Raw genomic sequence first — 21,040 nt, forward strand, 5'->3', positions numbered from 1 at the left:
GGCGGGGCCTCAGAGTTGGGTGAACTGGATGCCCGAGGCCGCAACGATTTCGACGGTGGTGTTGAGCAAGATGACCTTGCCGCCTTCGATCTGGGTGACTTCCACGTTGTCGCCGACCTGCGTCAGAACCGGCTCGATCCAGTCATCTTCGGAGAAGGCGGTATAGCTTGTGCCGAAAATCCCCAAAGAATCTTCGGCAGTGAAGTCGGTGACGGTGAGAACGTTGTCCTGCGCGCCGCTGCTTGTATCAAAATAGACCAAATCCGCGCCTGCGCCGAGCGTGACGATGTCGCCGGCATCGGCAGAAATATAGTCGTCGCCCGCTCCGGCATTGACGATATCGGCGCCATTATCCGACGCGACATCGCCCCCCTGATAATCCCCGACTATAATAGCGTCGTTGCCATTGCCGCCGTAAATCGTGTCGTTCCCGCTGTTGTCGGCAATGATATCGTCGCCGTCATCGCCAAAGACCGTATCATTGCCGTTTTGCACGTGGGACGGATAGGTGATGTTTCCTTGGTAGGTGTCGCCCCCCAGCCCGAGGTGAATTTCATCATCCCCAAGCGTGCCGACAACCAGGTCATCGCCGCTTCCGGCATAGACCAGATCATCGCCCGCACCATCGTCGATCGTATCATTGCCGGGGCGGGCGTAGATTTCGTCACTCTCTTGCGAGCCGACGATATCATCGTCGCCCTGCGTGCCCAAAAGATGCAGACCCGACGGTGTGACGGGGTCGGTTTCAGGGTCAGCGACATCGTCCTGACCAGCAACGAGGTCGTCCAGAAGCCCGAGGTCGATGTCGCTTGCGGGCAGGAACTGCAGGTTTTCATTGCTCAGGCTGGCGTAATCGACCGATAGCTGCGCCACCAGCGTGTCACCGATGTAGATATCCGCGCCGCCGGTTTGGGTGTTTTCCACCACGCGGCTGTCCAGATCGCCCGGATCGTTGAGCAGACCCGAAGGGGTGATCATATCGGCGTCATAGGCGATGATCAGGCTTTCGGTTTCAGGATCGAAATCGGTGATTGTCACCGCCTCGGCACCCTTGGAGGCAAAGACGGCGAAGGCATCAACGCCCGCGCCACCGCTCATGGTGTCGCCGTCATCCCCGACCAGCACATCCGCGCCATATCCGCCCGACAGCATATCCGCCCCCGCCGTTTCGGGGTTGGTGTCGAGCGCGACGATCAGATCGGCGCCCAATTCGCCGTAAAGCTGGTCGGAGCCGGAGCTGTCGATCAGCACATCCGCGCCATCGCCGCCACGCACGAGATCGTCGCCGCTGTCGATGCCGTTGAAGGTGCGATACAGATCGTCCCCTTCCTGCAGGAAAACGCGGTCATCGCCTTCCCCGCCCAGAACCGTATCGTTGCCGCTGCCGGCATAGACCGTGTCATTGCCCGCACCCGCTTGGATGGTGTCATCGCCGGCACCGCCGTTCACAGAATCATCGGTGCTATAGGTCCGCAGGGTGTCGTCGCCGTCCGTTCCGTTCTTGACAGTGCTGGTGGGGGTTGCGCCGACTTCGGTCTCGGTCTCGGTCTCGGTCTCGGTCTCGGTCTCGGTCTCGGTCTCGGTCTCGGTCTCGGTCTCGGTCTCGGTCTCGGTCTCGGTCTCGGTCTCGGTCGCTGGCGTGCCACCATCATCCGTGTCGCGGTCGTCATCGTCATCTGCACCGTCAAACAAGGAGGGCAGGAAGGCGATGCCTAACAGTGCGGGAAGCAGGAAAAATGCAAGCATAATAAAAAACCTAAAAAATTATTTACCAAGATTTACGAAACATGAATCCAAGGAAGAGGGCAAGAATATCTCTCGCGCAATGCGGGTTTGCACAGGAAATGTCCACGTCAGGCGTTTAATCTTGCGATTTCCCCGTCACATTCTGCGCAAAGGAAACACCGAAGGCGGCTTGTGCCTGTGGGCTTGCCTCGGTCTGGTTCTGGGCGCGCCACGTCTCGAAGGGCATGCCGTAGAACGCCTCCCGCCCTTGGTCTTTGCTCATCTCGATGCCGCGCTCATTTGCCGCTTCCTGATACCAGCGGCTCAGGCAGTTGCGGCAAAATCCGGCCAGATTCATCATGTCGATGTTCTGCACATCAGGGCGTTTGTCCATCAGATGCGCGCGCAGGGTGCGAAAGGCGGCGGCTTCCAGTTCCAGCTGGGTTTGAGCGTCAATTTTGGTCATGTCGATGTCCTAAACTTGGGCGCGGGCAAGCGCGCGGGTTAACAGGGGGGCAAGGCGTGTGGCCCAAAGCTGCTGGGCGCCGGGCGTCTCGATCAGATCGGAGCGGATTTCGAGCAAAAGATGCGGGCGGCCGTGATCCTGCCCGTGTTGATCCAGCGCATCGCGGGGCAAGAGGCCGTAGGGTTGGTTTTCCCCCACCGCCAGCGGCTCGCCGTGTTCGGCGCTGATCCACTCTGCCAGCGCGGCACTGCTGCGCATTTCGGCCAGCAGGGCCTCGCCCAACCTGCGGTCGCGTTCCATGAGCACACCAAATTGCCACGGGCGGCGCGGGCGGCCTGAAAATTGCGGCGTGAAAGAATGCACAGCGCAGATCACCGTGTCCGCGCGGCGCGCTGCAAGTGCGCCAAAGGCGGCGTGGTAGGGGCGATAGAAGGCGGCAAGACGGCGCTCGACCTCCGCCGCGTCGGCGTAGCGGTTGGCGGGGATGACGGTGCCATCGTAAAGCTTCATCACCAGCGTCGGGTCGTCCTCGCCGCGGTTGGGGTCGATCACAAGGCGCGAAAAATCCGACAGGACCGCAGGGGCGTCCAGCGCCTCGGCCAAGGCCCGTGTCAGCCCCGCAGCGCCGATGTCAAAGGCGATGTGGCGTGCCATGTCAGCCGCGCTCAGCCCCAGCGATCCCGCGCCCACGCAGGGCGGCACCCGGTTGGTGGCATGGTCGCACGATATCAGCCAGCGGGCAGGGCGGTCGCCGCCGGACACTTGGAAGGGCGCAATTGTGTTCATTGGGAAGTCATCTTTCGCTGTCACACAGAACATATGTTGCCGATCCCCAAAGGGCCAGTTGTATGGGCATGCCTTTTGCGTCATAGAAGGAACTGGCCCACCGACACATTGAACAAAAACCGAAAGGAAACGAGGCACTATGAGACGCCTTCGGAATGTGAAGATCGTGGCCACGCTCGGCCCGGCTTCCAATGATTACGATATGATCCGCAAGCTATCTGAGGCCGGTGCTGACGTGTTCCGCTTGAACATGAGCCACGGTGAACACTCGGAAATTGCCAAGCGCCACGAGATTATCCGCAAGATCGAAACCGATCTTGGCCGCCCCATCGCCATTCTCGCCGACCTTCAAGGTCCGAAATTGCGCGTCGGCACCTTTGCCAACGGGTCGGAAGAGCTTGAACTCGGTCAAAGCTTTACCTTCGATCTCGACGAGACCGAGGGCACCAAGGACCGCGTGCGCCTGCCGCACCCCGAAATTTTCGACGCGCTCGAAGTCGGCTCCAGCCTGCTGGTGAACGATGGTAAAATCGCGCTGCGCGTCGAGGAATGTGACAAAACCCACGCGAAATGCACCGTGACCGTGCCCGGCACGATTTCCAACCGCAAGGGCGTGAACGTGCCCGACGTGGTGCTGCCGCTGGCGGCTTTGTCGGAAAAAGACCGCAAGGATCTGGAATTCGTTGCCGAACTCGGTGTCGACTGGATCGCGCTGTCGTTTGTGCAGCGCGCTGCCGATGTGATCGAGGCCAAGGAATTGGTCAAAGGCCGCGCGGCGGTGTTGTCGAAGATCGAAAAACCTGCGGCTGTGAAGGCCTTCGATGAAATTCTCGCGGTGTCTGACGGTATCATGATTGCGCGCGGTGATCTTGGTGTGGAATGCCCCGTGCACTCCGTGCCGCCGATCCAGAAACGCCTGACGCGCAAAACCCGCGCCGCGGCGAAACCTGTGATCGTGGCGACCCAGATGCTTGAGTCGATGATCGAAAGCCCCATGCCGACCCGCGCCGAGGTGTCCGACGTGGCAACCGCCGTGTTCGAGGGCGCCGATGCGGTCATGCTGTCGGCAGAATCGGCGGCAGGTCAGTATCCCGTCGAGGCCGTGACCACGATGAACAACGTGGCCATGTCGGTCGAGGGCGACGAAACCTATATCCCCGTGATGGACGCCTCGCGCGCCGGTCGCAAGGATACGGTTGCCGATGCGATTGTCGCGGCGGCCCGCGAGATCGCTGAAACCGCCGACATCAAGGCGGTGGTCTGCTATTCCGAAAGCGGCACCACCGCGACGCTGATCGCGCGCGAGCGCCCGCATGTGCCGATCATCGCGATGACCTCGCGCAAGGAAACCGCGCGCAGGCTCTGCCTGTCCTGGGGCATCCACTGCGTCATCACCGGCGAAGTCGAACGCTTCAAGATGGCCGTTGTGAACGCGGCGCGTGCGGCGCGGGCCAACGGGTTTGCCACCGAGAAGGACCAGATCGTGGTGACGGCGGGGATTCCGTTCAACCAGCCCGGTTCGACCAATATCCTGCGCGTTGCGCCTTGTGACGAGCGCTTGATTTTCAACGGCGATCCCGAATAAAACGTTAACTTGAGTTAACATTCGGGAGAGCACCGCGATGCAATTTGACGTCTATCTTGTGATCGGGCTCATTTTGTTGGTGCTCTCCCTGCCGGCCATCATCGGCGCGATTTCCGAAAACCGCGCGCCCCGCGCTGCCGCGATCCTGTTGCTTGCGGGTGGGGGGCTTTTGGTGCTGGCGCTGACCGGCAAGCCCGGCGGTTACACGATCGAACAGATCCCGCAGGCTTTTGCGCGGGTGATCGGTCACTACATCCTGTAGTGCGGCCCGTCGCAGCGCGACCTTGGGTGAAATCTGCACCAGAGGCGATTCAGCCCTAGACAGCTTTCCCGTCCCCCTCTATACGCAGCCGCTCATGGTACGCGTCCGGCGAAGTGGCATGCCGAGTCGTGTGTAAAAAACCATTCCAAAGAAGGAGATGGAAATGCCCAAGATGAAGACCAAATCGAGCGCCAAAAAGCGCTTCAAAATGACGGCCTCCGGCAAAGTCAAAGCAGGTCAAGCCGGCAAACGCCACGGCATGATCAAACGCACCACGAAATTCATTCGTGACGCACGTGGGACGACCACGCTCTCCGCACAGGATGCGAAGATCGTGAAATCCTACATGCCCTACGACCGCTAAGGAGGAACACCCATGTCTCGCACTAAAGGTGGTACCGTCACACACGCCCGTCACAAGAAAATCCTGAAGGCCGCCAAAGGTTACTACGGCGCCCGTTCGCGGACTTTCCGCACAGCGACCCAAGCTGTCGACAAGGCAAACCAATACGCAACCCGTGACCGCAAGAACCGCAAGCGCAACTTCCGCGCTCTGTGGATCCAGCGCATCAACGCGGCTGTCCGTTCGCACGACGAAGCGCTGACATATTCGCGTTTCATCAACGGCCTGTCGCTGGCTGGCATCGAAGTGGACCGTAAGGTTCTCGCCGATCTTGCTGTGCACGAGCCCGAAGCGTTTACCGCCATCGTCGAAAAGGCGAAGGCTGCGCTCGCGTAAGCAAACCGATACGGTTTGAACAATCTCGAAGCCGCGGACCTTTACGGGTCTCGCGGCTTCTTGCGTTTTTTACTTTCGGGGGATACCCCGCTTGAGACATTTTTTCGAGGGGCGACACCCATGGACGATCTGAGAGACAAATACCTAAGCGCGATTTCCGGCTCTGCCGATGAGGCGACGCTGGAGGACATCCGTCTGCAAGCCGTCGGCAAAAAGGGCGAAGTGGCGCTGAAAATGCGCGAGTTGGGCAAGATGACGCCCGAAGAACGCCAGATCATGGGTCCCAAGCTCAACGCCCTCAAGGACGAGATCAATGCGGCGCTGGCGGCCAAAAAGGCCGCTCTTGAGGATGCCGCCCTTGATGCGCGCCTCAAGGACGAATGGCTCGATGTTTCCTTGCCCACGCGCCCGCAGCGCAGCGGCAGCATCCACCCGATTTCGCGCGTCTCCGAAGAAATCTATGCGATTTTCGCCGACCTTGGGTTCGCCGTGGCCGAAGGGCCGCAGGTGGAATCCGACTGGTATAATTTCGACGCGCTCAACATTCCCGACAGCCACCCCGCGCGTCAGGAACATGATACGTTCTACATGCACCGCGACGCGGGCGACGAGCGTCCGCCCCATGTGCTGCGCACCCACACCAGCCCCGTGCAGATCCGCGCCATGCAGGAACAGGGCGCGCCCATCCGCATCATCGCGCCGGGCCGTGTGTATCGCTGCGACTACGACCAGACCCACACGCCGATGTTCCATCAGGTCGAGGGGCTGTGCCTGGGCCGCGACGTGTCGATGGCCAACCTCAAATGGGTGCTCGAAGAATTCTACACCGCGTTTTTCGGCACGAAGGTCAAAACCCGCTTTCGCGCCTCGCATTTCCCCTTTACCGAGCCTTCCGCCGAGGTGGACATCCAATGTTCGTGGCAAAACGGCACCGTCAAAGTGGGCGAGGGCGACGACTGGCTCGAAGTGCTCGGCTCGGGCATGGTGCATCCCAATGTTCTCAAAGCGGGCGGGATCGACCCGAACGAATATCAAGGCTTTGCCTTTGGCATGGGCATCGACCGGCTTGCCATGCTGAAATACGGCATCCCCGACCTGCGCGCCTTCTTTGATTCCGACCTGCGCTGGCTGCGCCACTACGGGTTCAACCCGTTGGGCGTGCCGACCTTGGCGGCGGGGATTCACGGTTAATGGATTTGCGGAAGGTCATCTACAAGATCACCTATCCCAACGGCAAAATCTACGTTGGGCAGGACCGCACCGACTCCGCGAACTATTTCGGTTCGGCAAAGTCGTCGCAATTCTTGAAAGACTTTTCGCAAGCCGAGCGTGATAATTTCACCGTGCGCAAACAAGTGATCTGGTCCTCGACGACAGCAACCAACGAAGAGTTGAACCGTAAGGAAGTCGAGCTGATCATCGAGACAGGCGCGAACGACCCGAAGATCGGCTACAACCTCAAGCCAAAATTCAAGGCAGTCTGAACCCTAGGGTTCAAGATCGGAAACGGAACATGACCAACGACCCTGACATGGAAGACCTGCAAACGACCTACCCCGGTGCGGGCACTTTTGTGTTCGGGGATAGTGCCAAAATGTCCGCCCGTCTGACCGATCTTGCGCGGCGCAAGACCAAGCGCGCGAATTTTGGCGACTGGCAGGACTTCGACGGCGACGAGGACGCGCTGCCCAAGGTGGGGCGCTGCGATATCGTGGCCAATTGGGACGGCACCCCTGCGCTTGTCGTGCGCACCACCGAAGTCACCATGGTGAAATTCAACGAGGTGACGGCGGCCATGGCGATTTCCGAAGGGTCCAAATCCCTTGCCGATTGGACCGCCACCTATACCAGCTATTTCAAACGCAACGGCCATTTTGAACCCGACATGATGCTGGTGTTCGAACGGTTCGAGCTTGTCGAGGATCTGGCAGACCGCTGAGGCGGTGCCATTGGAGGTAAAGATATGAAATTCACCCTATCGTGGCTCAAAGAGCATCTGGAAACCGAGGCAAGTCTTGACGATATCCTCTATGCGCTGACCGATCTCGGGCTTGAGGTGGAGGGGGTCGAAAACCCCGCCGCCAAGCTGGCCGCTTTCGAGGTGGCCAAGGTGATCGACGCCCAGCCGCATCCCGATGCCGACAAGCTGCGTGTGTGCACGGTGCAGGCCAGCGCGGGCGAGACGCAGATCGTCTGCGGTGCCCCCAATGCGCGCGCGGGTATCACGGTGGTTCTGGCCAAGCCCGGCACCTATATTCCCGGGCTCGACATCACCATTTCCGTGGGCAAAATCCGCGGGGTTGAAAGCTTTGGCATGATGGCCTCCGAGCGCGAATTGGAACTGTCGGACGAGCACAACGGTATCATCGAGCTGCCCGAGGGCGAGGTCGGTCAAAGCTTTGCCGACTGGCTGGCCGAAAACGACCCCGCCAAGGTTGATCCGGTGATCGAGATCGCCATCACCCCCAACCGCCCCGATGCGCTTGGCGTCTACGGCATTGCGCGCGATCTGGCGGCGCGCGGCCTTGGACGCTTGCGCAAACGTCCGATGGAAACCATGGCCGGTGCCTATCCGTGCCCCGTGTCGGTGACCATCGACGACAGCGCCAAGGACGGCTGCCTGGTCTTTGCCGGTCGCGTGCTGCGCGGCGTGTCCAACGGCCCAAGCCCCGAATGGCTGCAACAGCGGCTCAAGGCGATCGGCCTGCGCCCGATTTCGGCGCTGGTCGATATCACCAACTTTTTCACCTACGACATGAACCGCCCGTTGCACGTGTTTGACGCGGCCAAAGTGGCGGGAGGTCTGACTGTGACGCGCGCCAAGGGCGGCGAGGCCTTCACGGGGCTCGACGAGAAAGACTACGCCATGCCCGAGGGCGCGCTGGTGATTTGCGCCAATGGCACGGTGGAAAGCGTGGGCGGAATCATGGGCGGGCTGGACACCGGCTGTCGCGAGACGACGCATGATGTGTTCATCGAGGCGGCCGTGTGGAACACGCTCGACATCGCGCGCGCCGGTCGGGCGCTGAAAATCAATTCCGATGCGCGCTATCGCAACGAGCGCGGCATTGATCCGGCCTATAATATGGCCGCGCTTGAGGATGCCACCCGCATGGTGATCGAACTGTGCGGCGGCGAGCCGTCGGATGTGGTGGTCGCGGGGGCTGTGCCCGATGTCAGCCGCGCCTACAAGCTCGACACGGATCGTGTGCAAAGCCTTGTCGGCATGGAGATTCCGGCAGAGCGCCAGCGCGACACCCTCACCGCTTTGGGCTTTCGCCTGGAGGGCGACATGGCCCATGTGCCGTCGTGGCGTCCCGATGTTCTGGGCGAGGCCGATCTGGTCGAAGAGGTCGCGCGCATGGCCTCGCTCACCAAGCTGGAGCCGCGTCCCCTGTCGCGCCCTGCCGGTGTGGCCAAGCCGATCCAGACGCCGATGCAGGTGCGCGAAAGCATGGCGCGTCACGCGGCGGCGGCCTTGGGCTACAACGAATGCGTCACCTATTCCTTCATCGATGCGACCTCGGCGGTGCTGTTTGGCGGCGGCAGCGATGCGGTGAAACTTGAGAACCCGATTTCGTCGGAAATGTCGCATATGCGGCCTGATCTGTTGGCGGGGCTGTTGCAGGCGGCGGCACGCAACCAGGCACGCGGCTTTGGCGACCTCGCCCTGTTCGAGGTCGGTCCGGCGTTTCACGGCGGCGAGCCGGGGGAGCAGCATCTGCAAGTGGCCGGACTTTTGGTGGGCCACACCGGCCCCAAAGATGTCCACGGCGCGCGCCGTGCGGTCGATGCCTTTGACGCCAAAGCCGACGTCGAGGCGGTTCTTGCGGCCATCGGCGCGCCCGCCAAGGTTCAGATCTTGCGCGATACACCGGCTTGGTTCCATCCGGGGCGGTCGGGGAAAATGGGTCTGGGGCCAAAGAAAATCCTCGCCCAATTTGGGGAAGTACATCCCAAAGTGCTCAAGGAAATGGACGTGAAAGGCCCCGCTGTGGCCTTTACCGTCTTCCTTGAGGAGCCGCCGTTCCCGCGCACCGCAAGCCCTGCGCGCACGCCCCTGGTGCTCTCGGACCTGCAAGCGGTCGAGCGTGATTTTGCCTTTGTCGTGGGCGCAGAGGTCGAAGCGCAAAAGCTGGTGAATGCCGCCATCGGGGCCGATAAGGCCCTGATCAGCGACGTGCGCGTCTTTGACGAATTCATCGGCGGCAGCTTGGGCGCGGGTCAGAAATCGCTCGCCCTTACAGTGCGTTTGCAACCCACAACAGAGACGTTGAAGGAAAAAGACATCGAAGCGGTGTCGGCCAAGATCGTCGAAAAAGTGACCAAAGCCACCGGCGGCACGCTGCGCGGCTAAGGGGCTGTGTCAGGAGCATTGAAAAAAGGGGCGCCCTCACGGGTGCCCCTTTTGGTTTACGGTGTTTTGCGCAAGCGAGAGGCCTCAGGGGCGCGGGGGGATATCTTTGCCTTTTTGCACCGCCGGGCGGTTGTAAAAACGGGCGACATAGGCGGGGACGTTTTTGAGATCGTTGTAGCCCGTCACCTCTTTGGCCCCGTAGAAATCCAGCGCATTCAACCACGGCGCAATCGCGATATCGGCAATGGTAAACGCGTCCATGATCCAGTCGCGGCCCTCAAGGCGCTGTTCGAGTACGTTGAGCAGGCGTTTGGCCTCACCGATGTAGCGGTCGCGTGCGGTGGGGTCTTCCATGCTGGCACCGGCGAATTTGTAGAAAAACCCGAGCTGGCCCAGCATCGGACCAAGCCCGCCCATCTGGAACATCACCCATTGGATCGTCTGGATGCGTTTGACGGGATCTTTTGGCAGCAGCTTACCGGATTTCTCCGCCAGATAGATCAGGATCGCGCCACTTTCGAAAAGCTCGACAAAGGCGCCTTCCGGTCCATCGGGGTCGATGATGGCGGGAATTTTGTTGTTGGGGTTGAGGGACAGGAATTCGGGGCTTTTGACCTCGGCGTCCGACAGGCCGACCAGATGGGCCTCATAGGGGATGCCCATTTCCTCAAGCGCGATAGACACTTTCACACCGTTGGGGGTGGGAAAGCTGTAAAGCTGCAACAGATCGGGGGCTGAGGCGGGCCATTTGGCGTTGATCGGGTGGGTGCTGACGGTGGCCATTGCACAGGTTCCTTTGGTTCTTTCAAAACGGGTGTGGATAGTATGTGGGGCGTCAGGCAGCGCGTGCAATGTCGTAAAAATGTGTTAACTCATGTGCAGGAGTGCAAAGACCTCCCCACTTTCTCGAAGGAACTGCTGATGTTTAATGAATTCAAAGCGTTTATCGCCCGCGGCAATGTCATGGATATGGCCGTCGGGATCATCGTTGGTGCCGCTTTCACCGCCATCGTCACCTCGCTGGTGGGCGATCTGATCAACCCGATCATCGGTCTTATCACTGGTGGCATCGATTTTTCCAACAAATACGCCGTGTTGTCGGGGGATGTCGCTGCCGGCACGTCGCTGGCCGATGCGCGCGATGCCGGTGCCGCGATCTTTGCCTATGGCTCGTTCATCATGGCTGTGATCAACTTTCTGATCATCGCTTTTGTGGTGTTCATGCTGGTGCGCGGCGTGAACAAACTGAAAGCGGCGGCAGAAAAGCCCGAAGAAATCGTTCCCGAGGTGCCTGCCGGCCCGTCCGAGTTGGATATCTTGATCGAAATTCGCGACAGCTTGAAGAAAAGCGCCTGATCTCGACGCGGATTTTGACAAAAAAGAGGCCCGCCCGCAGCCCGAGGGATGCGCGGCGGGCCTTTCCAATTGGGCCTGCAACCAGCAAGGCCCTTGGGAGGACACAAGAGAGATACGCGGCGGGCGGGGGTTTCCGTCGCGCGCTTGTGGATTTTGTGGCGCTGGGCAAGTATTGCGTCAGGATAGGCTTTGACGGGAAGGATGGCGGCTATGACGCAGTTGGACGATACGGATCGACGGATTTTGACGATCCTGCAACGGCGCGGCAAGATTTCAAACGCCGATTTGGCCGAAAGTGCGCATCTGTCGAGTTCGGCCTGTCATCGGCGCGTGCAGCGCCTGGAAGCGGAAGGGGTGATCCGCGACTACGTGGCCCTGCTTGACCCGCGCAAGATTGACCGCCCCTCGACGGTCTTTGTGGAAATCACGCTGTCGGGGCAGGCCGATGAGGTGCTTGATGCCTTCGAGCGTGCCGTCGCGCGCGTGCCCGAAATTCTGGAATGCCATCTGATGGCGGGCAAGGCCGATTACCTGTTGAAAGTCGTGGTCCGCGATACCGAAGATTTTGCCCAGATCCACCGCCGCTCGCTGGCGACCTTGCCGGGGGTGCAGACGATGCAGTCCTCTTTCGCGCTGCGCACCGTGTTCAAGACCACCGCCTTGCCGATCTGACGGTGCGACTTTGGTCGTAGGCGTGGGCGCAGGCGCTGTATGCTAGGCTCGCGCAAGACATCAGAGCTTTGGGAGGAGCGACAGATGACCATCGCCAACCACACCCCGAACCCCGCGCGGAACCCCGTGCGACATCCTGAGCGAAACCCCGAGCGGAACCATGCGCAAACGGTGCTCAAAGCGGTGGAAAACGCCTCTGCCGCATCGCGCCTTGCGGCATCCTGGCGCCGCTCGGTGATCAAACACGGGCTCGACCCCGAGCAGCGCGCCGCACCCGAACGCATTGAATTGCGCGAGGTGGCGGCACGGCGCGACCGCTTGGGCCGGTTCATGGAAGTGGCCGCTCCCAAGCTTGATACGCTGTTCCAGATGGTGGGGAATTCGGGCTGCTGTGTGCTGCTCACCGATCACACGGGGCTCATTTTGGACCAGCGCTCGGGCGATGGCGATGCGGATACCTTCGAGCGGTGGGGCCTGTGGTCTGGCGCAAACTGGTCCGAGGCGGCGCAGGGCACCAACGGTATCGGCACCTGCATCGCGGAAGGGCGGCAGGTCACAATCCACCGCGATGAACATTTCTTCACGCGCAATATTGCAATGTCCTGCATGGATGCGCCGATTTGGGGGCCGGACGGGCAGTTGATCGGCGCGCTCGATGTCTCGAGCTCGCGGGCCGATCAAACCGAAGCATGGTCGCGGCTGATTGCCAATGTCGTGGCCCAAACCGCACGCCAGATCGAAATGGATGCTTTTCGCGCCGCCTTTCCCCATGCGCGCATCATCGTGGCCCCCGAAGAGCGCACAGAGGGGGCGATGCTGTTGGCGGTGGATGCGGATGATCTGGTCATCGGCGCGACCCGCGCGGCGCGCCGGGCCTATGATCTGGGCGCGCATCAGCACATCACCCCGCGTCCGGCCTCGGATATCTTGGGGCGCGACACCACGGAAAGCGCGCTGGACCGCGCCGAGAGGGCGGCGTTGAAGCGGGCCATCGCGCGGGCGGGGGGCAATGTCTCGGCGGCGGCCCGCGACCTGGGAATCGGTCGCGCAACGCTCTACCGGCGGATGGCGCGCCTCGGCATGGCCGAAACCGATGCCCCTGCGACCAAGGTCCTGCGCCCTTCGTCCTAGGGGGGCGGGCGGGGTGTCCGACCTGTCTCACCCCTGAGACATTGCGGCGCTGCGGCATGACGGCGAGGGGGTGACGGGCAGGGGCGAGACGCGCCACCTTAACGACAGAGCCGGTGCTGGGAGGCATTGGTCACTTTCGAGGAGGAACCCCATGAACGTCATGTCCGAGACGAGCGCGAAATTCGCGTCTCCGTTCAAAACCCGCTACGACAACTTTATCGGCGGCCAGTTCGTCGCCCCTGTGAATGGCCGGTATTTCGAAAATACCACGCCGATCACCGGCATGAAAATCAACGATATCGCGCGCTCGGATGCTGCCGATATCGAACTGGCGCTGGACGCGGCGCATAAAGCCAAAGACGCCTGGGGCCGCACCTCGCCCACAGAGCGCTCCAACATGCTGCTCAAAATCGCGGATGTGATGGAAGCCAACCTTGACCTGCTCGCCACCTGCGAAACATGGGACAACGGCAAGGCGATCCGCGAAACGATGGCGGCTGACCTGCCGCTGGCCGTTGACCATTTCCGCTACTACGCAGGCTGCCTGCGCGCCCAAGAGGGCACCATGTCGGAAATCGATGCAGACACCGTGGCCTACCATTTCCACGAACCGCTGGGCGTTGTCGGCCAGATCATTCCGTGGAACTTCCCGCTGCTCATGGCCTGCTGGAAACTTGCGCCGGCGCTCGCGGCTGGCAACTGCGTGGTGCTCAAACCCGCCGAGCAAACCCCCGCCGCGGTCATGGTCTTTGCCGAACTCATCGCCGATATCCTGCCCGCGGGCGTGTTGAACGTGGTGAACGGCTTTGGCCTTGAGGCGGGCAAGCCGCTGGCGCAAAGCCCGCGCATTGCCAAGATCGCCTTTACGGGGGAAACCTCGACCGGTCGTTTGATCATGCAATACGCCACCGAAAATCTCATTCCGGTGACGCTGGAACTGGGCGGTAAATCCCCCAATATCTTCTTCAAGGATGTCTGCCGCGAAGATGACGCCTATTTCGACAAGGCGGTTGAGGGCTTTGTCATGTTCGCGCTGAACCAGGGCGAGGTCTGTACCTGCCCGTCGCGCGCGCTGATCCAGGAAGACATCTATGACGAATTCATGGAACGCGCGATCAAGCGGACCGAAGCCATCGTCATGGGCGACCCCCGGGCGCAGGGCGTCATGATGGGCGCGCAAGCTTCGCAAGAACAGCGCGACAAGATCCTGTCCTACATGGATATCGGTCGCCAGGAAGGCGCCGAAGTGCTGACGGGGGGCGCTGCGGCGAAACTCGGCGGTGAGTTGGACAGCGGCTACTACATCCAGCCGACGATCCTCAAAGGGCACAACAAAATGCGTGTGTTCCAGGAGGAAATTTTTGGCCCCGTTGTGTCGGTGACCACCTTCAAAGACGAAGCGGACGCGATGGAAATCGCCAATGACACGATGTTCGGTCTCGGCGCGGGCGTCTGGTCGCGTGATGCCAACACCTGCTTTCGCTTCGGTCGTGGCATCCAGGCGGGGCGCGTGTGGATCAACAACTACCACGCCTATCCCGCCCATGCAGCCTTTGGTGGCTACAAACAGTCCGGCATCGGTCGCGAAACCCATAAGATGATGCTCGACCACTACCAGCAGACCAAGAACATGCTGGTAAGCTACAATCCCAACAAACTCGGGTTCTTCTGACCCCGAGCTCCCAGCGCAGGGCCTCTCCCAGCCCTGCGCTCCCTATTCTACCCCCAAAGGGCCGGCCATTTCGGTCGGCCCTTTTGCGCACCCTCAGGAGGCTCCCGATGAAACCCGACCGCGTGACTGCCACGCCCGCCGCCCTCGATTTGCTGGCCGCCATCCGCGCGGACCACGGGCCGGTGATGTTCCACCAATCGGGAGGCTGTTGCGACGGCTCGGCGCCCATGTGCTACGCGGTGGGCGAGTTCAAACTCGGCACACAGGATATCTTGCTGGGTGATGTGGAGGGGGCAGAAGTCTATATTTCCGCCCCGCAATTCGAGGTCTGGAAACACTCACAGCTGGTGTTGGATGTCACGAAGGGCAGGGGTGGCATGTTCTCGCTCGACAGCGGGCGAGCGCTCCGCTTTTTGAGCAGAGCGAAACTCTTTACCCCCGATGACCTGCGCGCGCTGGGTTTGTGAGGGAGCCTCCGGCGGGGATATTTAAAGACAAAAAAGCCGTTGGGGTAGCAGGGCGCCCGGAGGTGCTTTTTTGTCCGTAAATATCCCGGGGTGAGCCGCGCAGCGGCGAGGGGCAGCGCCCCTGAAAGCCCTATAAAAAGCAAAACCCCCGCAGCTTGCGCTTGCGGGGGTTTCTTGAATGATCTTTCCAACTGCGGGCTTGCGCCTCAGGTCAGCAGATCCATTCGCTCGTCAAAATCAGAGCATACCTTCGCGCTGTGCTTTTTTACGAGCCAGCTTGCGAGCACGGCGGACGGCTTCGGCCTTCTCGCGCGCTTTTTTGATCGAGGGTTTTTCGAAATGTTGCTTGAGCTTCATTTCACGGAAAACGCCCTCGCGCTGAAGTTTTTTCTTCAGGGCACGGAGTGCTTGATCGACGTTGTTATCGCGAACGCTTACCTGCATGTGGTGTCACCACCTTCCTAAGTTAGATTTGCAAAATTGCAGGAAGTGGCCGTATAGCAAAGCGGCTCTAGTTTGTCTAGCATGAGAGCAACCGCGAGAGGAGCGATCCGATGCAAAACCTGCCTTATCCTGACCCGACCCGTGAAAAACTGCTCGATGCGGCCTTGCCGCTGGTGGTTTTCGATGGCTGGGGGCCTGAAACCTTTGCGGCGAGCGTAAGCGATTCGGGGGTTTCGCCGGATTTGGCCGCCGTGGCCTGCCCGCGCGGCGCGACCGATCTGGCTGTGGCTTATCACAAGCGCGGGGATCGTGCGCTGGTTGCGGCCTACGCCGCGGCCGACACCGCAGAGATGACATTTCGCGACAAGGTTACTTTGGCTGTTTGGCTGCGCCTTCAGGCGGTCGAGCGCGAAGTCGTGCGCCGTGGCATGACGTTGTTTTCCTTGCCGCATCTTGCGCCTGAGGGGGCGCGGCTTTTGTGGGAAACCTCGGATGTGATCTGGACCGCGGTGGGCGACAGTTCGGATGACGTGAACTGGTACACCAAGCGGGCGACGCTTTCGGGTGTTTTTGGCGCGACGGTTTTGTTCTGGCTGGGCGATGATAGTGCCGAGTTCGTGGATACGCAGGCCTTTCTGGAGCGTCGCATCGCTGATGTGATGCAGGTCGAAAAGGTCAAAGCGCAGATGAAGGGCAACCGGCTGGCCTCTGCCGCGCTGATGGTGCCGAATTTCTTTCTCTCGAAAATCAAAGCGCCCGCAGGGGTGCGCCGCTGCGACGTGCCGGGCACGCAGGCGGCGCGTGCGGGTGTTGCGCAAAAAGGAGCTGTGCAATGAGCCTGCCCGATCGCATGAAAGCCGTTGAAATCACCGCAGCGGGCGGGCCGCAAGTGCTGCATTTGACAGAGCGCGCGACGCCTTTGGCGGGGGATGACGAGATCGTCATCAAAGTGGCCTTTGCCGGGGTCAACCGCCCTGATGCGCTGCAACGCGCGGGGCTCTATGCGCCGCCCGCAGGGGCTTCGGACCTGCCGGGTTTGGAAGTGTCGGGTACGGTTGCCGCCGTGGGGGCGGGGGTGCGCGACTGGGTTGTGGGCGATCAGGTCTGCGCGTTGACGCCCGGTGGGGGCTATGCCGAATATGTCGCCTGCAATGCGGGGCACGCGATGCCCGTGCCCGCAGGCATGAGTTTGAAGCAGGCGGCCTGCCTGCCGGAGACCTATTTTACCGTCTGGACCAATGTTTTCGAGCGCGGGGCATTGAAATCGGGGGAGGTTTTTCTGGTACACGGCGGGTCTTCGGGCATTGGAACGACGGCGATCCAGCTGGCGCGGGCTTTCGGCGCGCGGGTCTTTGCCACGGCAGGCAGCGCGGAGAAATGCAAGGCCTGTGAAAATCTCGGGGCCGAGCGGGCGATCAACTATCACGACACGGATTTTGTGAAGGTGATGCAGGCCGAAGGTGGCGCGAACCTGATTCTTGATATGGTCGGCGGCGATTACATTGCGCGCAATCTCAAGAGTCTGGCCGAGGACGGGCGATTGGTGAATATCGCCTTCCTGCAAGGTCCCAAGGCGGAGATCAACTTTGCGGCCGTTATGGCGCGCCGCTTGACGATCACGGGATCGACCCTGCGACCGCGCACGGATGCGGTGAAATCCGCCATTGCCGACGCGCTGGTGAGCAAGGTCTGGCCGCTGATCGCCGCCGGGCAGGTCGGGCCCGTGGTGGACAGCAGCTTTCCGCTGGCAGGCGCGGTGCAGGCGCATCAGCGGCTTGAGGCTTCGCACCACATCGGCAAAATCGTGCTTGAGGTCGCGTAGCGCCCATCGCCCGACTGCCGGACCCGTCACCCGCTGTTGCGGCGGATGACGGGATGTGCGTGTTTTACGGAGATTGGGGGCTTAGAAGACGCAGATGGGCTCGCCTTCGTAGGTATTGCCATCTGAATCCACACAGACAACCCATTTGATCGTCCCGACGCGGTGCGAGCCGTGATGGTCGTCGCCGGTGCAAGGGCCGCCGGTGTAGACAGTGCAATTCTTGGGGATCCGCTCAGCGCCCATTTTGGCGACGAGCGCGGAAATTGCGGCCTCGTCGAAGCCGGCTGTACGGGCTTCCTGTTCTAGATCGGAAATCGGAAAACTGGCAGGGGTGGTCATTTATTCCTCGTTAAAAAGTGACTGAGGTGATCATGTTGCCACTCCTTGCCCCTACGTCAAATAGCGGTATTCCTGACTTGCCTCTAGGCGCGGATCAATCAATATCCGCCATCAACGCGTCCTCGAGCGTACAGTCGTAGATCACATCTGCCCCGCATTTTCGCGGCTCGAGATCGCGTGTCAGGCAGATGCGGACTTCTTGGATCCGGCGGTCCTTGCAGGTGACGGTGATCTGGTTGCGCTCCAACCCCGGGTTGTCTTTCAAGAACGCCGCCTCGACCACGCTGGCGGGCAGTTTGATGTCGTCGGGCAGGCTGCGAAACACCGCGGGGCGGGTGATGCTGTCATAGGCAAGGCGCGAGAGGGCCAGAAAATCGCGCCCTTCCAGTCCGCTGCAGCGCCCGTGCTTTTTCCACTGATACCACGCCGCGCCGGTGGTGCCCATGATGTCGGACATGGCGGCTGTTTCGCGTTTGGAGGGGTCGCGCGCGGCGCTGGTGCAGTCGGCGGGATAGCCGCGCTCGTATTGCGGCCACAGGCCGTGCAGCACCCAGCCCAAGGGGCGGTCGCATTGCGGCGAGTTGCGCGCATCGCCCTCGAGCGCGCACCAGGTGGGCGACCATGACAGGGCCAGCACATAGTAGTCAAACGCCCCCGCCGTATCGCCCGCCGCCTGTGCTGATGCCGGTGCCGAGAGGCCCAAAAGGCCTGCCATCATGGCGGTAACGATCGCTTTACGCATTTTCTCTTCCCTCTTTTGCTTGCGCGCAGTATAAGCCCTGCAAGTTCCCCGACAATGAGAACCATCCCCCAGCGGGAAAGCCTTTTCAGGCGACGGGAAAAATTTATCCGGCGTTTGCGTGCCGGAAGCGTTCAAGGAGGCCGGCATGGCTAAACCGATTATGGCAAAAGCGACCGCCGTCTGGCTGGTCGACAACACGACCCTCAGCTTCAAGCAGATCGCGGATTTCTGCGGTTTGCACGAGCTGGAAGTGCAGGGCATTGCCGATGGCGATGTGGCTGCGGGGGTGAAGGGCTTTGATCCCGTCGCCAACAACCAGCTTGACGAGGCCGAGATCAAGAAGGCCGAAGCCAGCCCGATCCATAAGCTGAAGTTGAAATTCAACGCCGCTGCCGTGGGCGAGGAAAAACGCCGTGGTCCGCGCTATACGCCGCTGTCCAAACGTCAGGACCGGCCCGCGTCGATCTTGTGGCTGGTGAAATTCCACCCCGAGCTGTCGGATGCGGTGGTGTCGAAACTGGTCGGCACCACCAAGCCCACCATTCAGGCGATCCGCGAGCGGACCCATTGGAATATCGCCAATATCCAGCCGATTGATCCGGTTGCTCTGGGCCTGTGCAAACAGTCCGAACTGGATGCCGCCGTGCAAAAGGCCGCGGCGAAAAAGGCCGCCGATGGCGCGGCGATGACGGATGACGAGCGGCGCAAGCTGCTCTCGACCGAGCAGAGCCTCGGCGCCGAAGACGAGCCGCGCATGCCCGCGGCAATTGCAGGTCTCGAAACCTTCTCCTTGTCCAACACCACGGAGGAGGACGAGGACGACAAATCGGTGCCCGATGCCAACACTTTCTTCAACTTGCCCGATGCAAGTGACGACGACGACGAGAACTAAAAGCTCTGTCGCACCACCGCTCAAAAGCCCGCCCCCGTGGCGGGCTTTTTCATGCGCGCCGCAGATCGCGCAGCAGGGTGCAAAACCTTGCCTTGAGGTTAACCATATTTTAGGATCAGGCATCTTTTCCAGTATGTGAGACCCGTTATGACCACCTATTCCTTTGAAGCACCTGTCTACGCGTGGACCTATGATCCTGTGACAGAAAGCGAGACGCAAAGTTTCGCAGTTGCGCCCGTTGATCTTGTCATGTCGATGCAGGTCAGCGCGTTGACCTATACGGTGCTGTCAACCGAAGCTGATGGCGAAGAGGTGGAATTGTCCACAGCCTCGGGCGGTCTTCCCATTGTTCTCAGCATTTTTGGCGAATGGATCATGTTCGATCCCGACGAATATGCCAATCCCTGGCTGACCACGCTTAACTGGGAAAAAGACGGGCTTAGCTATACGACGACCGTGCTCGATATGCCCTTCCAGTCGGTGTTCGACGAGGTGGACGGCGTCTACGAAGATTTCGGGATTTTGTTCCAGATTGCGGGCGATCCGCTGCCGCTTGACGATGAAGGCTTTGACCCGCTCACCTTCGAGGCCGACTACAACGCGACGCCTGTTGCGACGACCAGCTGGCTGGAAGGCGACGCCCTTGATCTGTTTGCCGTTCTTGGTGCCACAATGACCCAAGACGACGTTGTCGTAGCCGATGACAATGACAACGTCATCGGTGTCGGAGCGGGCAAAGATACGGTGTTCGCTGGCGGTGGCGATGATGTCATTTGGGCCGGTGTCGGCGCGGATACGATTTATGCGGGCGATGGCGATGACAGGGTCATTGGCGGCGGCGGTCAGGATTACGCCGAGCTTGGCGATGGCAATGACACTTATGAAGACGAGGCCGATGGCGATGATTGGTTTGCCCAGGACGAAATTCACGGTGGTGCCGGACATGACAATATCTTTGCGGGCGGTGGCCGCGATACCGTCTACGGTGGCTCGGGCGACGATTACATCGATGGCTGGACCGGCGATGATTTGCTGATCGGCAACCAGGGCGACGACACCCTGCTGGGGTATGACGGCAATGACCGCATTTTTGCCGGCATCGGAAACGACGATTTGTCGGGCGAAGCGGGCGATGATCTTTTGAACGGGTTCCACGGCGACGATCTGTTGAACGGGGGTCTTGGCAATGACACGATGACCGGTGGCCTTGGCATCGATACGTTTATGTTTTTCAGCGACAGGGATGAAGGCAATGACGTTATCACCGACTTCGATGTCGCGAATGACGTGCTTGCGCTGGTGAACCTTTCGGAAGTGCCAGACGAATATACGCTGACGGTGTCGGACACCTTTGCCACCCTTGATCTTGCAGGGGGCACAAGCGTCACCCTGCTCGGCGCGTTCACGCAAGCCGAAATCGAGGATACGATCGTGTTTAACCCCAGCTTTGACATGCCGCCGATCGACGCGCCTGTCTTTATGTAACGCGGCGGCGATTGGCTGCACATCGGGGACGCAGGGGCATGAGAGGCGCAGGTCGCGCAGGCTCATGTCCCTGTGAAATCCCTGGTGAATTGCCTCGT

General features: G+C 60.8%; 24 protein-coding genes. 17 read left to right on the forward strand and 7 right to left on the reverse strand.

The genetic code is table 11. The features are described 5' to 3' along the window. Positions 1-9 precede the first annotated feature (9 nt). The 3 genes from AQS8620_RS10120 to AQS8620_RS10130 form a co-directional block, all read right to left on the reverse strand. On the reverse strand, positions 10-1,746 hold the full coding sequence (locus tag AQS8620_RS10120; protein ID WP_085836759.1) for a calcium-binding protein: 1,737 nt from the start codon (positions 1,744-1,746) through the stop codon (positions 10-12). Between the two features lie 115 nt (positions 1,747-1,861). Then, positions 1,862-2,191, reverse strand: a complete 330-nt coding sequence (locus tag AQS8620_RS10125; RefSeq protein ID WP_200809613.1) for a DUF1244 domain-containing protein — start codon at positions 2,189-2,191, stop codon at positions 1,862-1,864. Positions 2,192-2,200: 9 nt separating this feature from the next. Next, positions 2,201-2,977, reverse strand: a complete 777-nt coding sequence (locus AQS8620_RS10130; protein WP_085836895.1) for an N-formylglutamate amidohydrolase — start codon at positions 2,975-2,977, stop codon at positions 2,201-2,203. 139 nt (positions 2,978-3,116) lie between these two features. Here AQS8620_RS10130 and pyk point away from each other — a divergent pair, with 139 nt between their 5' ends. The 8 genes from pyk (at position 3,117) to pheT (ending at position 9,920) form a co-directional block, all read left to right on the forward strand. Further along, the gene (gene pyk, locus AQS8620_RS10135) at positions 3,117-4,562 is read left to right on the forward strand and encodes a pyruvate kinase (RefSeq protein ID WP_085836760.1); all 1,446 of its coding nucleotides are present in this window, start codon (positions 3,117-3,119) and stop codon (positions 4,560-4,562) included. 37 nt (positions 4,563-4,599) lie between these two features. Continuing rightward, the gene (locus AQS8620_RS10140) at positions 4,600-4,824 is read left to right on the forward strand and encodes a hypothetical protein (protein WP_085836762.1); all 225 of its coding nucleotides are present in this window, start codon (positions 4,600-4,602) and stop codon (positions 4,822-4,824) included. Between the two features lie 163 nt (positions 4,825-4,987). Continuing rightward, positions 4,988-5,188: a 50S ribosomal protein L35 gene (rpmI, locus tag AQS8620_RS10145; RefSeq protein ID WP_085836896.1), complete on the forward strand. Its 201-nt coding sequence runs from the start codon at positions 4,988-4,990 to the stop codon at positions 5,186-5,188. A gap of 12 nt (positions 5,189-5,200) precedes the next feature. Next, the gene (gene rplT / locus AQS8620_RS10150; protein WP_085836763.1) at positions 5,201-5,563 is read left to right on the forward strand and encodes a 50S ribosomal protein L20; all 363 of its coding nucleotides are present in this window, start codon (positions 5,201-5,203) and stop codon (positions 5,561-5,563) included. A 120-nt stretch (positions 5,564-5,683) separates the two neighbouring features. Beyond that, a complete protein-coding gene (gene pheS, locus AQS8620_RS10155; protein WP_085836765.1) occupies positions 5,684-6,754 on the forward strand; it encodes a phenylalanine--tRNA ligase subunit alpha in 1,071 nt (356 codons plus the stop codon). After that, a complete protein-coding gene (locus AQS8620_RS10160; RefSeq protein ID WP_085836766.1) occupies positions 6,754-7,047 on the forward strand; it encodes a GIY-YIG nuclease family protein in 294 nt (97 codons plus the stop codon). The genes pheS and AQS8620_RS10160 overlap by 1 nt, the downstream gene beginning before the upstream one ends. A 29-nt stretch (positions 7,048-7,076) precedes the next feature. Further along, positions 7,077-7,502 carry an ASCH domain-containing protein gene (locus AQS8620_RS10165; RefSeq protein ID WP_085836767.1) on the forward strand — a complete coding sequence of 142 codons (426 nt, stop codon included), beginning with the start codon at positions 7,077-7,079 and terminating at the stop codon, positions 7,500-7,502. A gap of 24 nt (positions 7,503-7,526) precedes the next feature. Further along, positions 7,527-9,920, forward strand: coding sequence for a phenylalanine--tRNA ligase subunit beta (gene pheT, locus AQS8620_RS10170; protein ID WP_085836768.1), 2,394 nt, complete (start codon positions 7,527-7,529; stop codon positions 9,918-9,920). A gap of 84 nt (positions 9,921-10,004) precedes the next feature. Here pheT and AQS8620_RS10175 read toward each other — a convergent pair whose 3' ends face one another. Further along, positions 10,005-10,703: a glutathione S-transferase family protein gene (locus tag AQS8620_RS10175; protein WP_085836770.1), complete on the reverse strand. Its 699-nt coding sequence runs from the start codon at positions 10,701-10,703 to the stop codon at positions 10,005-10,007. A gap of 138 nt (positions 10,704-10,841) precedes the next feature. Here AQS8620_RS10175 and mscL point away from each other — a divergent pair, with 138 nt between their 5' ends. The 5 genes from mscL to AQS8620_RS10200 all read left to right on the forward strand — a co-directional run bounded on the left by mscL (position 10,842) and on the right by AQS8620_RS10200 (position 15,218). Further along, positions 10,842-11,276 (forward strand): large conductance mechanosensitive channel protein MscL, encoded by a 435-nt coding sequence (gene mscL, locus AQS8620_RS10180; RefSeq protein WP_085836771.1) that lies wholly within the window; start codon positions 10,842-10,844, stop codon positions 11,274-11,276. Between the two features lie 210 nt (positions 11,277-11,486). Beyond that, complete coding sequence (locus tag AQS8620_RS10185) at positions 11,487-11,948, forward strand: Lrp/AsnC family transcriptional regulator (protein WP_085836772.1); 462 nt, start codon at positions 11,487-11,489, stop codon at positions 11,946-11,948. Between the two features lie 84 nt (positions 11,949-12,032). After that, complete coding sequence (locus AQS8620_RS10190; protein WP_200809614.1) at positions 12,033-13,079, forward strand: GAF domain-containing protein; 1,047 nt, start codon at positions 12,033-12,035, stop codon at positions 13,077-13,079. A 151-nt stretch (positions 13,080-13,230) separates the two neighbouring features. Further along, a complete protein-coding gene (gene adh / locus AQS8620_RS10195; RefSeq protein WP_085836774.1) occupies positions 13,231-14,751 on the forward strand; it encodes an aldehyde dehydrogenase in 1,521 nt (506 codons plus the stop codon). A gap of 107 nt (positions 14,752-14,858) precedes the next feature. Continuing rightward, positions 14,859-15,218: a DUF779 domain-containing protein gene (locus tag AQS8620_RS10200; protein ID WP_085836775.1), complete on the forward strand. Its 360-nt coding sequence runs from the start codon at positions 14,859-14,861 to the stop codon at positions 15,216-15,218. A gap of 237 nt (positions 15,219-15,455) precedes the next feature. On the opposite strand, the gene rpsU is transcribed toward AQS8620_RS10200, so the two are convergent. Beyond that, positions 15,456-15,662, reverse strand: coding sequence for a 30S ribosomal protein S21 (gene rpsU / locus AQS8620_RS10205; protein ID WP_085836776.1), 207 nt, complete (start codon positions 15,660-15,662; stop codon positions 15,456-15,458). A gap of 110 nt (positions 15,663-15,772) precedes the next feature. Here rpsU and AQS8620_RS10210 point away from each other — a divergent pair, with 110 nt between their 5' ends. Next, the gene (locus tag AQS8620_RS10210) at positions 15,773-16,498 is read left to right on the forward strand and encodes a COQ9 family protein (RefSeq protein WP_085836777.1); all 726 of its coding nucleotides are present in this window, start codon (positions 15,773-15,775) and stop codon (positions 16,496-16,498) included. Beyond that, positions 16,495-17,484 (forward strand): NAD(P)H-quinone oxidoreductase, encoded by a 990-nt coding sequence (locus tag AQS8620_RS10215; protein ID WP_370737891.1) that lies wholly within the window; start codon positions 16,495-16,497, stop codon positions 17,482-17,484. The genes AQS8620_RS10210 and AQS8620_RS10215 overlap by 4 nt, the downstream gene beginning before the upstream one ends. Positions 17,485-17,565: 81 nt before the next feature. Here the strand turns inward: AQS8620_RS10215 and AQS8620_RS10220 are convergent, their stop codons facing one another. Further along, complete coding sequence (locus tag AQS8620_RS10220) at positions 17,566-17,823, reverse strand: hypothetical protein (protein ID WP_085836778.1); 258 nt, start codon at positions 17,821-17,823, stop codon at positions 17,566-17,568. Between the two features lie 94 nt (positions 17,824-17,917). Further along, positions 17,918-18,565, reverse strand: a complete 648-nt coding sequence (locus tag AQS8620_RS10225; RefSeq protein WP_085836780.1) for a ribonuclease T2 family protein — start codon at positions 18,563-18,565, stop codon at positions 17,918-17,920. 145 nt (positions 18,566-18,710) lie between these two features. Between AQS8620_RS10225 and AQS8620_RS10230 the strand changes: the two genes are divergently transcribed. Continuing rightward, positions 18,711-19,457: a DUF1013 domain-containing protein gene (locus AQS8620_RS10230; RefSeq protein WP_085836899.1), complete on the forward strand. Its 747-nt coding sequence runs from the start codon at positions 18,711-18,713 to the stop codon at positions 19,455-19,457. A gap of 147 nt (positions 19,458-19,604) precedes the next feature. Then, complete coding sequence (locus AQS8620_RS10235) at positions 19,605-20,942, forward strand: calcium-binding protein (protein ID WP_085836782.1); 1,338 nt, start codon at positions 19,605-19,607, stop codon at positions 20,940-20,942. The last annotated feature ends 98 nt before the right edge of the window (positions 20,943-21,040 follow it).

The organism is Aquimixticola soesokkakensis (assembly GCF_900172375.1).
Taxonomy (GTDB): domain Bacteria; phylum Pseudomonadota; class Alphaproteobacteria; order Rhodobacterales; family Rhodobacteraceae; genus Aquimixticola; species Aquimixticola soesokkakensis.